This window comes from Sphingobium sp. YR768 (assembly GCF_900111125.1).
Classification (GTDB): domain Bacteria; phylum Pseudomonadota; class Alphaproteobacteria; order Sphingomonadales; family Sphingomonadaceae; genus Sphingobium.
In genome coordinates this window covers 57116-69902 of sequence record NZ_FOGE01000008.1, presented here as the reverse complement: position 1 = coordinate 69902, position 12787 = coordinate 57116, and the positions used below count along the sequence as shown (strand labels likewise).

Below are 12787 nucleotides of genomic sequence, written 5' to 3'. Positions count from 1 at the left end.
GCGAGCAATTTCAGGCAGAGGTTCTATGTTTCCCAACGTTTAAGAGGATAACAGGAATAATATCCTGCACTTGACAAAAAAATCATCCTTTTATCCCCAAAGGAGAATTCGTATCAGGCGATCGGCCCCTTGAGGAATCATTTTTGCGCATGGTTGTCCTGATGGTAGCTATGGCTTTGTAGCGTTCGGTTGCATGTTCAAAAGTGTGAAAATTGTTCTGCCATTGGACATCTGGTTGGGATAGTGACGTAGCTGTATGCGTATATAGGGAATAGTCGGGTAAAGATGGACAAGATGGACTGGTCGATCCTACGGTCGCTTGAGAATGATGGGCGCCAGACATATGCGGCACTCGCCGACGAAGTGGGCATATCGAAAACGCCTTGTTGGAACCGGGTCCAGACGCTCGAGCAGGCGGGCGTCATTCGCGGGTACAGGGCCATCCTCGATCAGCGCGCGCTCGGTCTCAAGCTTGTCGCGTTTTGCGAGGTGCAGGTGGCGTTCAACTCGCATGCTGGCTTTGAAGAGGCGGTCAACCGCCATCCTGCGATCCTGGAATGTTACACGACGGCCGGTGAGGCGGATTATCTTTTGCATGTCGTCACCCGCGACGTTGAAACACTCGATTATCTGTTGCGCAACGAGTTGAGTCGGTTGCCCGGAGTCGTTCGTTTCTCGACGGTCATATGTCTTCAGCGGATCAAGGAGTCGGGGCCGTTGGTCGGGGCTGGCTTGCTGGTCGACAAAGTGGCCAAGCTTTCCGGCGGTCGCTAATGAATGGTAAAATCATTCCATCGATTCAGGTGCTGCTGGAATATTGTTTTGCCGCGCGTGGAAATGCGCGGACATAAAAGAATTTATCTATGGGCAGGATGGGATAGGGTTCGGATGACAGCTTATAGGACTGATTTACAATGAGCATTACTGGAATTGCCCAACTCGTCGGCGACACCAAGGCCGCCTATGAACGGATCCGGGCCAAGGGACTGGAGCGGCATATCGCCGAACTCGACATTCTGGGCTACACGGTCGTCGGTCCGGAACTTTTGGGCATGACCGATCGCGTAGAGGAAACGCGCGACCTCCTTATCGAACTAGCGACACGGGAAGGCGCTGCCGATAAAGAATATGATTCCTATCTCGCCGGTCTGTCCTATGAACTATACGCCTTGTTCCGTCAGGGCCGGGTTTTCGAGGAATGGATGATCAATCCGACCATTCTGGAACTCGGCAAATATCTGCTGGGCGACAACATGATCGTCAACAACAGCCTCGCTTATGTGAAAGGCAAGACCGACAAGCATCTGCGCTTGCACAGCGATACGCTGATGGTGCCCGAACCGCTGCCCGAATATCGCCATTTGATCAACATGACGATCGCACTGACCGACTATACGATGGATGGCGGTTGTGTTGGCATCGTGCCTGGCAGTCACAAGCTGCGCCGTCATCCCACCGCAGATGAGGCGCATATGTACGAACTGATGGTGCCGGTGGAATGCCCTGCCGGTTCCTTGATCGTGATGCCGGGCAACACCTGGCACGGCGCCTATCCCAAAAAGACCGACGGGCTGCGCGTAACCCTGGTTCAGGGCTACTCACGCCGTTACTTGGCGCCCTATGTCGCCCTGGACATGGATCCTGCCATCGTTGCGCGTAATCCTCCTGAATTCGCGCGCCTGTTCGGGTCGGAACTGTGGATGGGATTTGGTGAAGATGGCGTGGACACGCAACTGATGGTGCCAAGCTACGCCTCAGCTCGCAGCCAGCTTTCGTAACCCGTGATGACAGCATCCACTGACAATGCCGCCAGCAAGCAGATCGTCCTGAGCGCCATAGAGGCACTGAGCCGTGGCGAATATGAACGTTATCTCGCCCATCTGGCGCAGGACGTGCGCTTTTATACGATCGGCACGACGCGCTATTCCGGCCTTGTTATCGGGCGTGATAAGGTGTGGTCCGAAATCTTGGGCAAGACCAGTCAATCCATAGGCGAAGGCGGGTATCGCGAGGAGATCGTGCGCGTTGTCGCGGAAGGCGAAGTCGTCGCCGTGCAAAGTCGGGGGTATGAAAAGACCACCAATGGTGACGATTATAATAATGAATATGCCTGCTTCTATGTCGTGCGGGATGGATTGATTGCCGAGATGAGCTTCTATCTGGATACAGAACTTCTTTCGAGGTCGGAAAAGTGACGGTTTGGCGGTTCGCACGGCATCCGGATATCCATAAGGGGCAACGTCCGTGAGCAACCAAAAATGGTCGTCCAAAATCCTGTTTCTGATCACTGCGATCGGTTCCGAGGCGGGAGTCGCCAGCGTCTGGAAGTTCAGTTACCTGGCTGGTGCCAACGGCGGCGGGCTGTTCGTGCTGACCTATTTTCTCGCGCTCGTCCTTATCGCGGTTCCTGCGCTGCTTGCTGAAATGATGATCGGTCGCCGCGGTGGGGGCAGCATGATCGGCTCGCTGGTGGCGCTGCGTGAAAAGGATGGAATTTCCAGGCTATGGAAAGGCCTCGGATTAATGTCCTTCAGCTGCCTGGCGCTGGTGCTGAGCTACTATTTTATCGTTTGTGGATGGATGGTAGATTTCCTGGTGCTCGCGCTCCAGGGTCGTTTTTCGCATCTCGATCCGGCCGGCGCGCAGGCGCAATTGGGTATGATGATGGGTTCACCATGGCGGATGCTGGGGTATTCGGGCCTGCTTATCGTCGTTACTTCGCTGATCGTCACGTTGGGGGTGAACAAGGGGGTCGAGCGCATTTCCGGCATTCTTACGCCTCTACGGTTCGCGGTGATGGCGGTGCTGATGGTCTACGCCTGCATTGTGGGTGACGGCGCCGGGGCATTTTGGTTCCTGTTCCATTTCGATGCCGCCACTTTCAACTATGCCGCGATCGCGGCCGCGGTCGGCCAAGCATTTTTTTCGTTGGGGATCGGCGTGGGCGTGATGCTCACGGTAGGGGCCTATACCCCGCCGGAATATCCGTTGGCACGATCGGCTATCATGGTCGCGCTCGCGCAGATGGTGATTGCGGTCATGTCCGGGCTGACGATCTTTGCGGTGGTCTTTGCAAATGGGTTGGAGCCTGCACAGGGGCCGGGGTTGTTATTCATCGCGTTGCCGCTGGCTTTCGGTCAGATGCCCATGGGCTATGCGATGGGCGTGACCATGTTCATGTTGCTGGCGCTGGCCGCTGTTACCGCCACGTCGATGATGATCGAGGCGATCGTTTTCACGGTGACGGAGCGCTGGCGTGTCAATCGCGTGGTGGTGATCTGGACGATCGGTGCCGTGGTTTGGGCGGCGGGCGCGCTCACCGCCTTTTCGTTCAACGACTGGGCCGACGTCCATCCCCTTACGTGGCTTGGTTTGGAATCCACCAAGACGCCATTTGATCTGCTGGACTATCTGACCTCCACGATCATGATGCCGTTGGGGGGGCTTCTGGTTGCATTGCTGGCGGGTTGGGGATTGCCGCGCCTGACGATCGCCAGCGAACTGGGCATTGCGCAAACCGGGCTGGCGGCGACCCTGCTGCGCTTCGCGTTGCGCTACCTCGTGCCCCTGACGGTGATCGTTTTGATGATCAGGCTGCTTTGAGTTTGCATGAATCTTTCGTCCCGCGGTTCGGGTCGGCGGCGACAGGGAGCCAGAATATGTTCAAGCGCATCCTTAAAGTTGCAACCCTAAATTTGTCGGCCTTATGCTCTTTCTGTATTCCTGGCGCTAGGGCACAGACTCTCGATCTCGCCAATCTCAAGAAAACGGGCGAGGTGAGCGAGCGCTATCAGGCTTATAATGTCGAGATGGTCGAGGTGACGGGAGGCCGCTTTTGGGCGGCCTATGAGAATGGTTCACGCGAAATGTATCGCTATCGACCGCCGGTCGATCTGACCAACCGAAGGCTGATCAATCTCGCCAGACATCTGGGGCCTAGCCTGGTTCGGGTCAGCGGTTCGTGGGCAAACAGCACCTACCTCGAGGAAAAAGGTGAAAAACTGACGGCGCCGCCAGCAGGGTATAAACAGATATTGACGCGCACTCAGTGGCGAAATGTCGTGGCCTTTTCCCTGGCGGTCGATGCCCCGATCGTAACGAGTTTTGCCGTCAGCGCGGGCGTCCGAGGACCCGACGGGGTATGGGCGTCAAACCAGGCGCAACGGGTAGCCGATCTTACAAAAGATTCAGGCGGAAAAATTTTTGCGGCCGAATTCTTCAACGAACCCAATATGCCTGAAACCGCAGTCGGCTTATCCAAAAACTATGGCGTCGCGAATTATGCTGCTGATTTCAGGACATTTCGGCGGTGGGCCCACATGGCAGTGCCCGACATGAAGATATTGGGCCCAGGCGGGGTCGGGGAGGGTGGACTGCTCAGCCGACCGCCCGTCAACGCTTTGGCGGTTCCCATCAGCACTGAAGGGATGATGAAGGAAAATCCCGGCAGCGTCGACGTAGTATCCTACCATTTTTACGGTGCCGTGTCGGAGCGATGTGCTGGTATGAATATGGAAACGGCGGTCAAGGAGGATGCACTTACCGCTGCATGGCTTGACGGCACCTTGCGTGAATATAAATATTACGCCGCCTTGCGCGACCGATACGAGCCAGGGAAGCCAATGTGGATTACGGAGGCCGGCCAGGCCGCCTGCGGTGGCTCCCGTTGGGCCTCGACTTTCCTCGACAGTTTCCGTTACTTGAATCAACTTGGTGCATTGGCGCAACTTGGCGTCAAGGTGGTGATGCACAACACGCTTGCAGCCTCGGACTATGGCTTGATTGATGGCGATACGCTTGAACCAAGGCCTGATTATTGGGCAGCGCTGCTGTGGAACCAGATCATGGACAAAATCGTGCTTGAATCGCCACGGTCGCCGGCAGCGGATTTACGCCTTTATGCGCATTGCCTTCCCGGCGGCAAGGGTGGGGTCGGCCTTCTTGCGTTGAACCTGGGTGCCGGCGTACAATCGTTGGCGATAGGAAAGATGGCGCGCGCCTGGGTGATGACCGGGAAACCGCATGATGCTCAGACAGTGATGATTAATGGCAAAAAACCCGTCATCGATGGTAACGGCAATCCAGGCCGTCTCGTCGGTACAGCAGTACGCGGCAGCGTCCCGATCGCCGGCCGGGCCATAGCTTTTGTGGCCGTGCCAGACGCCGGCAATCCCGCCTGTCGCTAAAGGGCTGTCGATATCGTCAGTTGTCCTCAAGGCGAACCACGATTTGGCGCAGTTGGAGGTTGAGGGCATTTACATCCAGGCCGTTGTCACCGCCGAATATACGTGTGAAGATTTTGCCGGCCGCCTGCCAGGCACGGGTTCGCGCGAACAGGCCTTCGTCAGTAAGCGACACTTCCGTGACGCGCCCGTCTGTGGCCCGCGTTTCGCAGGATACCAGGCCTTCGGCTTCCATTCGCTGGACGAGCTTCATCATAGTGGGGAGTTTCACGATGGCTAGTTCCGAAATTTCACTAACGCTGAGCGCCTGCCCAGGCGGCACGCACATCAGTACGCGCCATCGCCCGATGTCGAGCCCAACCTTCTTCAAGCTGCGTTCGAGGTGCATGAGGTAAAGACCGGTGGCGTGGGTCAGCCAGAAAAACGGCCACTCTCGTGCATCAAACTCGCTGCCGTCCGACGGACGGTCAGGAGACACGTTGACACGACGCCCCGCTTCAACATCGGTTCGGGGGTTATGGTCGTCCATATCCTGTTTCGCGCGCTTCATCTCTGGCATTCTCCGGCAAATCAGGGACGAGTTGAGGATGTCTCGCTCGCCGCATCGATCTCACTTGAAATATCAATTATCAATTTGCCCTTAGCAGAGGAAAATTGCTTTCCCAACCGTAAGGCAAAGTGCGGTTCATTAGGTTTCCCTGCTTTCCCGTCGTCCCGGAAAATGCGTGGCTTGGATGCGGGCCGTGCGGATCGCATCTGCATCGCGGCCTGCATCCGAACCAAAACATCAAAGCACCAATCTGAAATTATTCAATTCAATTGACATATCAATTATTTTCGCCATGTTGCTTCAGTCTGCATCTGCATCTTGTGCGGGGCTGCAACAGATCTCAACGCCCACATCCGACCAATAGGGCGAGACGGGAGTATGACCATGATGGCCTTTTCCGACGAAGAGTGGAGTCTCCGTCACGACCTTGCGAATCTTTATCATCTGATCGAGCATTTCGGCTGGCATGAGATGATCATGAACCACATCTCGGTGCGTTTGCCCGAAGGCGATCGTTATCTCGTCAATCCATTCGGGCTGAATTATTCTGAGATAACGCCGGCTAACCTGTTGGTGGTCAATGTCGATGGGGAGCTGATCGGTGCCTCCGATTACGGTGCGAACCCTGCGGGTTTTGCCCTCCATGGTGCAATCCATACGCATCGGCACGACATTCGCTGCGTTGCCCACACACATACGATCCCGATTTCTGCAGTGGCAATGAAGGACGCCGGGTTCGACCATAACAATTTTTATGGCGCACAACTGATCGGTCGTGTCGCCTATCATGAGTTCGAAGGCATCACCCTGTTCGCCGATGAGCGCGACCGGATGGTCGCTAGCCTTGGCGAGAAAGACGTACTGGTGTTACGCAATCATGGTGTCGCTGTATGCGAGCGTGACATTCCATCCACATTCATGCTGCATTATATCGTCCAGCGCGCGGCCGAGGTGCAGTGCCAGGCGGGCATGATTCCTGGCGGCGACCGCAAGATCAGCGATGATGTCATGGAGCGGTGCCGTATATCGGCCGCGCGCCTAAGCGAGAGTAACCGTTTTTCGACACTGCTGTTCGAAAGCCAGGTGCGCGCGATGCGTAAAGCCAAGCCGGTGGAATGGTATCGCCCCGACCGGGCATCATAACGCCGCGCCCTTGTCGGCGTCCTGCTATTAGCGGGCGGGAGAGTCGTATAATTTATTAATTGATATTTCAATTGAGATAGATATGAATGATTTGATGTCTCGAAACAACGCCATCTTTGCACCAGTAGATCGCGGGACTGGAAAACTCACCGTCGCCGTGAAGGACTGTATCGATATAGTCGGCATGCCTTCAAAAGGTGGAAGCGCTGCGCTCGACGATACACCCGGGGCTCAAACGGACGCCGCCGTGGTCAAGGGGCTGCTGGCGGCGGATTGCCGTATTATCGGCAAGGCGAACATGCACGAACTGGCTTATGGCGTTACCGGTCTGAATGCGTGGACCGGCTCGCCCGTGAATCCGCATTTTCCCGATTACGTGCCTGGCGGCTCGTCAAGCGGTTGCGCGGTCTCAGTTGCGGAACATCTGGTCGATTTCGCGATTGGAACGGATACTGGTGGCTCGATCCGCATACCAGCCGCCTGTTGCGGGGTGTACGGACTTAAGCCCACATTCGGCCGTGTCAGTCGGCTAGGCGCGTGGCCGCGTATGTCGTCGCTTGATTGCATCGGTCCTTTCGCCCGGTCCATGGCTATGATCGAGACCGCAATGAGCGCTATCGCTCCTGATTTTGTTCCGCACGCTGATAGGTCGCTGCGCTTCGCCCGTGTGAGGGTGGAGGGGGTGGATGCGGCAGTAGAAGCCGCTTTCGATGCAGTATTGAAGCCTTTTAAGGCAACGGCCGATGTCACGCTAGTCGGGCTGTCGGACGCCTTTCAGGCCAATATGGCGATCATCGCGGCAGAAACATATGCGGCTTTCGGCTATCTGTTATCTGGTGGTCGAATTGGAGACGACGTTGCTGCAAGGCTCTCTGCCGCGGCTCATGTCGATGCCGAAAAGCTGGCGGATGCCGAAATTGTGCGTGCTCGCTTCACTGTTCATGTCGACGCGCTTTTGCAGGACTGCGACGTGCTTGTCATGCCGACCATGCCATGTTTCCCGTTGCTGCTATCAGAGAGCGGCGATGCTGCGGCCGCCTTACGCATGACGGCGCTGGCGCGTCCGTTCAATCTATCGGGCCACCCGGCCCTGACCATCCCAGTCCTCGCCCCAGAAGCGCTGCCGATTGGGATCCAGGTGATCGGGCGGCGCGGGGAGGACGAGACCGTTTGCGCTTTTGGCCGGATGTTCGAGCGCGAGGCCGCCGTAACCAGGATTTCAGCAAACGAGGACATAGACCAATGAGCGTTGCCGATATTTCGATGAAGCAGGTCGACGCCCAAGCGCTGGACCGCCTGCTTGCAGCCGCGCGTGCGCGTCACGAAGAGTTTTCGGCACAGACGCACATCAGTGCCGATGTCGTTCAACTCATGAAGCAGGCGGGTGTCTATCGTGCGATGGTGGCTAAACGCTTTGGTGGCGACGAACTGCATCCATCTGATTTCCTGCGTTTGATCGAGACGATCAGCGAGGCAGATGGGGCGACCGGTTGGGTGGCCAGCTTCGGTTTCTCGGCGGTCTATCTCAGTTCGTTGCCATTGGCGACGCTGGAGGCGATGTATGCCGACGGTCCCGACGTCGTGTTCGCGGGCGGGATTTTCCCGCCGCAGCCGGCCAGGCGGGTCGATGGCGGCCTAGAAGTGTCCGGCCGCTGGAGCTGGGGTTCTGGCTGCCGCGGCGCGGAAGTCATTGGCGTGGGGGTCAAGGCGGAAGGTGCAGGCGCTGCTGTCGGCCTTCCGCTCATCGCGGTCATGCCCGCATCGCGGGTCCAGATCGTAGACAACTGGGACGTCATCGGTATGCGGGGCACCGGCAGCCACGACATGGTCGTCGATCGGGTCGTCGTGCCCGATGAGTGGACGTTTATCCGTGGCGGGCCATCCATTCTGGAAACGCCCCTCTACCGCTACCCCTCAATGCCGCTGGCGGCGCAGGTTCTCGCTGTCGTGGGGCTGGGCGTGGCGCGCGCTTCGCTTGACTATTTCACTGGCTTTGCCGGCGGGCGCTCATCCATCACCGGCGCACCGGTGCTGGGCACCCGCAGCTATGTCCAGACCGACTTAGCCAAGGCGGAGGCCAAATTGCGGTCTGCCCGCGCCTTTTTATATGAGATCACCGATCAGGCCTTCGACCTGTTGCGCGCAGACGAGGCATTGGACGTCGCGACCTGCTCGCTGCTCCGCTTGGCAGCTACCAATGCTGCTCATGTCAGTACCGAAGTGACGCAGACGGTCTATCGTCTCAGCGGCACCGCCGGGATCACTACGGGCAGCCCGGTCGCCCGCCACATGCAGGACGCGATGATCGTCCCGCAGCACGCTTTCCTGGCCGACAGCATCTGGCAGAATGCCGGAAAGATATTGTTGGGCATGGAAACGACGCCCGGCTTTCCCTGATTTTCCTGAGAGGATATTGGACTATGACCGACACTCCCGAAACGCCAGTCAAGCCGCTGCGTGTCCTGTTCTGCGGCGCTGTGTTGCAGAATTTCTTTGATTTGCCCGCCGCAGAGATCGGGAAGGTCTGGGCCGCGACCGGCGAGATGCTTAAGGGCATTCGCGACCTACCCGGCGTGACCGTGCTGGGCACTATCGACGATGACGAAACGATGGTGGGCACATCGCCCAACGGTTGGCCCTGGACCTTTTACATCCTCGCGGACGTGCCCGACCGCGCCACCGCCGTTGCCGCCTGCAACCTGTTTCGTACGGTCGAAGTGGGCGAATATCGGCTTTGGAAATATATCCGGGTCGAGGCGCGGATCGGCCGGGAACTGGTCATACCTGCGTGAGCGACCTGGCCCTTCTTGGTCGGCGGGTCGCGCTGCTGGAGGCAGAAGCGGCGGTTCGCCGCGTGGCGATGCGCTACTTCCGCCTTTGCGATACGTTGGGGGTGGACACGCCGTTCGACGAACTGGGCGACCTTTTTGCCGTCGATGCGGCGTGGGAAGGGCATGGACGCTACCAGGAGGCGTTTGGGCGGCACGTCGGGCGTGCGGCCATTGTGGCGATGCTGGCGAGCTACGCCAGGCCGCCGCACTTTGCGCTCAACGCGCACTATCTCTCCTCCGAAATCGTCGATGTGACCAATGAGGTTAGCGCGACGGCGAGCTGGATGTTGTTGCAGGTCTCGACATATCATGATGGCCGATCCGACCTGCGCAGCGCCGCGCTGACCCTCGATTTCGTCGTACAGGACGGCGTCTGGCGGATCGTCCGCTTCATTACCAGGAACATCTTCTCCCGCGCCATCGGGCCGTGGAACGACGAAGCACCGATATCGGTGCCTGAAACACCGCAATGATCGCCAAACCACAGGAGGCAGCTATGAGCGACCACGACTACGCCACGCTTGTCCGCGACGACCGCGTTCACACGTCGCTGTACCGTGACGCGGCCATTTTCGACGAGGAGATGGAACGCATCTTCAAGCACAGCTGGATATGGGTCGCCCATGAAAGCGACATTCCGGCCAAAAGCAGCTTCAAGACCTCATGGGTCGGGCGTGAGCCGGTTATCGTGACGCGGGACCGAGAGATGAAGGTCAACGTCCTTCTGAATCGCTGCCGCCATCGTGCTGCCAGTGTGTGCGAGAAGAAAAAAGGCAAGGCCAGCGTCTTCGTTTGCCCCTATCATGGCTGGAGCTATGATCCAGATGGTAATCTGCGCAAAGTGCCTCGCGCCGCCGGATACCCGGAGGATTTCGACAAAAGTGAGTTTTCGCTGATTTCGCTTCGGGTCGAGATTTACAATGGCATGATCTTCGCGACCTTTGACGAGGACATCGAACCATTGATCGATTATCTCGGCCCGGCGAGGAAGTGGATGGATCTGTTCATGAAGCAGGGTGCCGGATACGGCGTCAAGACGCTTGGCGAACATCGGTTTCGCTTTCCGGGCAACTGGAAAATTCAGCTGGAGAACACCACCGACGCTTATCATTTCCCGATCGTTCACAAGACTTTTCTCGACAGCCTCGATGCGGAAACTGGTAACGTCTTTGACGTGCTGGGGCAGGGTGGCTGGGTGGAAGATCTGGGCAACGGCCACTCGGTCATGGTGATGATTCCCGACCTTGTTGATCTGGATGACAAGCTCGATGCTGCCATTCCCGACCGCTTCGCCGACCTCGCGCAGGAATTGCGTGATGAGGGGCATGACGATGCGACAGTGCGTCGGGTGGTGCGCGCGGTGGGCGGATCGGGCTTCAACCTCAACCTGTTCCCTAACGTTGCCTGCTCGATGGCGTTCTTCCGCGTGCTACGTCCGGTCACCGTCGAGGAAACGGAGATCGTGCATGTCGCAATCGGAATGGACGGCGGCCCAGCGGCGGGCAACCGGGAACGTCTGCGTCTGCATGAACATTTCCAGGGACCGATGGGCTTTGGCACGCCCGATGATGCTGAAGGCTGGGAGCGTGTCCAGCGTGGCGCGCAAGCCGGCGATGACCTGTGGATCATGCTCAACCGCGGCGTGGATGCGCCCGAGGGCGTAGCCGAACCTGGCCATGAGGCAGGCGACGTCAGCGCCGAAACCGGTATGCGTGCGGCTTACCAGCAATGGAAGAGGATGATGACGGCATGAACGGAACGCTGGAGATGACCGAGTCTATCACCCTGGCTCAAGCCATGGAATTCATCTGGGCGGAGGCGGACTTTCTCGATCGGCTGGATTATAAGCCCTGGCTCAAGCTTTGGACTGATAAGGGCAAGTACATCGTTCCTACCGAGCGTGATCCAGAAGATTATGCCGAAGTCCTCAACATCGTTTATGATAACCAGACGATGCGCGAAGCGCGGGTGAAGCGGCTTTTGTCGGGCTTCTCGATGTCGTCGGCGCCGCCCGCGCGCACGGTACGGACTGTATCGCGCTTCGTGGTAACGGCATCGGACACAGGCGTGATGGAATTGCGCGCGGCGCAGATGCTGGCCGAGTATAAATATGGCCATATGCGTGTCTTGCCCGCAGACCTGAAGTATCGCCTCGTCCGGGCCGCTGATGGCGCTCTTCTTCTTGACGAGAAGATCGTCACTCTCATCAATGCCGATGATTATCAGTTCAGCATCGGATATCTGCTGTGAGCGGCTTACGGACAGTCCTAATCACCGGCAGCGCGCAGGGGCTGGGTGCTGCTCTCGCCGCCGCCTTCCACCGGGCGGGCTACCGCGTCGGCGTTTCAGACGTTGATGAGGCAACTGCAATCGCCTGCGCCGATGGGTTGGACCCTACCGGCGCTACTGCGATGGGGCTTGCTCTGGATGTGCGTGATCCTGCCGCGTTCGAGACCGCGCGCGACCGGCTGGTGGCCTTGTGGGGCTCTGTTGAGGCGCTGGTCAACAACGCTGTGGTCACTGCGGCCCGCCCTGTGCTGGAGATCGACCCTGACGAATTTGATCGGGTGTTGCAGGTTAATCTGCGCGGCACGTTTGTCGGATGCCAGGTCTTTGGACGCTATTTTAAGGAGCGCGGCCATGGACGGATCGTCAACATGGCATCGTTAGCAGGGCAGAATGGCGGCACCGCCACAGGCGCGCATTACGCTGCGTCGAAGGGCGCGATCATAACTTTGACAAAAGTGTTCGCGCGCGATCTTGGCGCATTTGGAGTGACCGTCAATGCGATCGCTCCCGGACCGCTCGACAGCCCTGCTGTGCGAACTTTAATATCTGAGGATAGGTTGGCGGGCATTGTGGCCGGCATCCCGGTGCAGCGGCTTGGTTCACTGGAATATGTTGCAGATACTGCGGTGCATCTTGCCGGGGAGGACGCTTATTTCGCCAATGGGGCCACTTGGGATATAAATGGCGGATTATATATGCGTTAAGACAATATTTGGTTGCGTTGGCGTCAATTGCATTGCGTTTCTTGGGACTTTGGCTGGAGCGGCTTGTCTATTTGTTACTGTGTCAAA

General features: G+C 57.9%; 14 protein-coding genes. 13 read left to right on the top strand and 1 reads right to left on the bottom strand.

What is annotated here, in order from left to right; translation table 11 throughout:
• Positions 1-285: 285 nt before the first annotated feature.
• From BMX92_RS11605 to BMX92_RS11585, 5 genes are all read left to right on the top strand, one after another.
• On the top strand, positions 286-774 hold the full coding sequence (locus BMX92_RS11605; protein ID WP_093016560.1) for an Lrp/AsnC family transcriptional regulator: 489 nt from the start codon (positions 286-288) through the stop codon (positions 772-774).
• A 140-nt stretch (positions 775-914) separates the two neighbouring features.
• A complete protein-coding gene (locus BMX92_RS11600; protein WP_093016558.1) occupies positions 915-1778 on the top strand; it encodes a phytanoyl-CoA dioxygenase family protein in 864 nt (287 codons plus the stop codon).
• A 6-nt stretch (positions 1779-1784) separates the two neighbouring features.
• Positions 1785-2195, top strand: coding sequence for a nuclear transport factor 2 family protein (locus BMX92_RS11595; protein WP_093016556.1), 411 nt, complete (start codon positions 1785-1787; stop codon positions 2193-2195).
• Between the two features lie 49 nt (positions 2196-2244).
• Positions 2245-3603: a sodium-dependent transporter gene (locus tag BMX92_RS11590; RefSeq protein WP_093016554.1), complete on the top strand. Its 1359-nt coding sequence runs from the start codon at positions 2245-2247 to the stop codon at positions 3601-3603.
• A 56-nt stretch (positions 3604-3659) separates the two neighbouring features.
• Positions 3660-5186 carry a hypothetical protein gene (locus BMX92_RS11585; protein ID WP_256213398.1) on the top strand — a complete coding sequence of 509 codons (1527 nt, stop codon included), beginning with the start codon at positions 3660-3662 and terminating at the stop codon, positions 5184-5186.
• 16 nt (positions 5187-5202) lie between these two features.
• On the opposite strand, the gene BMX92_RS11580 is transcribed toward BMX92_RS11585, so the two are convergent.
• Positions 5203-5733 (bottom strand): MarR family winged helix-turn-helix transcriptional regulator, encoded by a 531-nt coding sequence (locus BMX92_RS11580; protein ID WP_256213397.1) that lies wholly within the window; start codon positions 5731-5733, stop codon positions 5203-5205.
• Positions 5734-6117: 384 nt separating this feature from the next.
• Between BMX92_RS11580 and BMX92_RS11575 the strand changes: the two genes are divergently transcribed.
• The 8 genes from BMX92_RS11575 (at position 6118) to BMX92_RS11540 (ending at position 12700) form a co-directional block, all read left to right on the top strand.
• Positions 6118-6876, top strand: a complete 759-nt coding sequence (locus BMX92_RS11575) for a class II aldolase/adducin family protein (RefSeq protein WP_093016713.1) — start codon at positions 6118-6120, stop codon at positions 6874-6876.
• 82 nt (positions 6877-6958) lie between these two features.
• Positions 6959-8122, top strand: coding sequence for an amidase (locus BMX92_RS11570; RefSeq protein WP_256213396.1), 1164 nt, complete (start codon positions 6959-6961; stop codon positions 8120-8122).
• Positions 8119-9273 carry an acyl-CoA dehydrogenase family protein gene (locus tag BMX92_RS11565; protein WP_093016550.1) on the top strand — a complete coding sequence of 385 codons (1155 nt, stop codon included), beginning with the start codon at positions 8119-8121 and terminating at the stop codon, positions 9271-9273. Before BMX92_RS11570 ends, BMX92_RS11565 begins: the two co-directional genes overlap by 4 nt.
• A 23-nt stretch (positions 9274-9296) precedes the next feature.
• Positions 9297-9668, top strand: a complete 372-nt coding sequence (locus tag BMX92_RS11560; RefSeq protein ID WP_093016548.1) for a hypothetical protein — start codon at positions 9297-9299, stop codon at positions 9666-9668.
• Entirely contained in the window at positions 9665-10180 is a 516-nt protein-coding gene (locus BMX92_RS11555) for a nuclear transport factor 2 family protein (RefSeq protein WP_256213395.1), read from the top strand. Before BMX92_RS11560 ends, BMX92_RS11555 begins: the two co-directional genes overlap by 4 nt.
• 23 nt (positions 10181-10203) lie before the next feature.
• On the top strand, positions 10204-11460 hold the full coding sequence (locus tag BMX92_RS11550; RefSeq protein ID WP_093016546.1) for an aromatic ring-hydroxylating oxygenase subunit alpha: 1257 nt from the start codon (positions 10204-10206) through the stop codon (positions 11458-11460).
• A complete protein-coding gene (locus BMX92_RS11545) occupies positions 11457-11957 on the top strand; it encodes an aromatic-ring-hydroxylating dioxygenase subunit beta (RefSeq protein ID WP_256213394.1) in 501 nt (166 codons plus the stop codon). Before BMX92_RS11550 ends, BMX92_RS11545 begins: the two co-directional genes overlap by 4 nt.
• Complete coding sequence (locus BMX92_RS11540) at positions 11954-12700, top strand: SDR family NAD(P)-dependent oxidoreductase (protein WP_256213393.1); 747 nt, start codon at positions 11954-11956, stop codon at positions 12698-12700. The genes BMX92_RS11545 and BMX92_RS11540 overlap by 4 nt, the downstream gene beginning before the upstream one ends.
• The last annotated feature ends 87 nt before the right edge of the window (positions 12701-12787 follow it).

What these genes read in the sequence shown, in the direction of transcription:
- BMX92_RS11605 (WP_093016560.1), top strand. Translation starts at nt 286, where the DNA reads ATGGACAAGATGGACTGGTCGATCCTACGGTCGCTTGAGAATGATGGG.
- BMX92_RS11600 (WP_093016558.1), top strand. Translation starts at nt 915, where the DNA reads ATGAGCATTACTGGAATTGCCCAACTCGTCGGCGACACCAAGGCCGCC.
- BMX92_RS11595 (WP_093016556.1), top strand. Translation starts at nt 1,785, where the DNA reads ATGACAGCATCCACTGACAATGCCGCCAGCAAGCAGATCGTCCTGAGC.
- BMX92_RS11585 (WP_256213398.1), top strand. Translation starts at nt 3,660, where the DNA reads ATGTTCAAGCGCATCCTTAAAGTTGCAACCCTAAATTTGTCGGCCTTA.
- BMX92_RS11580 (WP_256213397.1), bottom strand. Translation starts at nt 5,733, where the DNA reads ATGAAGCGCGCGAAACAGGATATGGACGACCATAACCCCCGAACCGAT.
- BMX92_RS11575 (WP_093016713.1), top strand. Translation starts at nt 6,118, where the DNA reads ATGATGGCCTTTTCCGACGAAGAGTGGAGTCTCCGTCACGACCTTGCG.
- BMX92_RS11570 (WP_256213396.1), top strand. Translation starts at nt 6,959, where the DNA reads ATGAATGATTTGATGTCTCGAAACAACGCCATCTTTGCACCAGTAGAT.
- BMX92_RS11565 (WP_093016550.1), top strand. Translation starts at nt 8,119, where the DNA reads ATGAGCGTTGCCGATATTTCGATGAAGCAGGTCGACGCCCAAGCGCTG.
- BMX92_RS11560 (WP_093016548.1), top strand. Translation starts at nt 9,297, where the DNA reads ATGACCGACACTCCCGAAACGCCAGTCAAGCCGCTGCGTGTCCTGTTC.
- BMX92_RS11550 (WP_093016546.1), top strand. Translation starts at nt 10,204, where the DNA reads ATGAGCGACCACGACTACGCCACGCTTGTCCGCGACGACCGCGTTCAC.
- BMX92_RS11545 (WP_256213394.1), top strand. Translation starts at nt 11,457, where the DNA reads ATGAACGGAACGCTGGAGATGACCGAGTCTATCACCCTGGCTCAAGCC.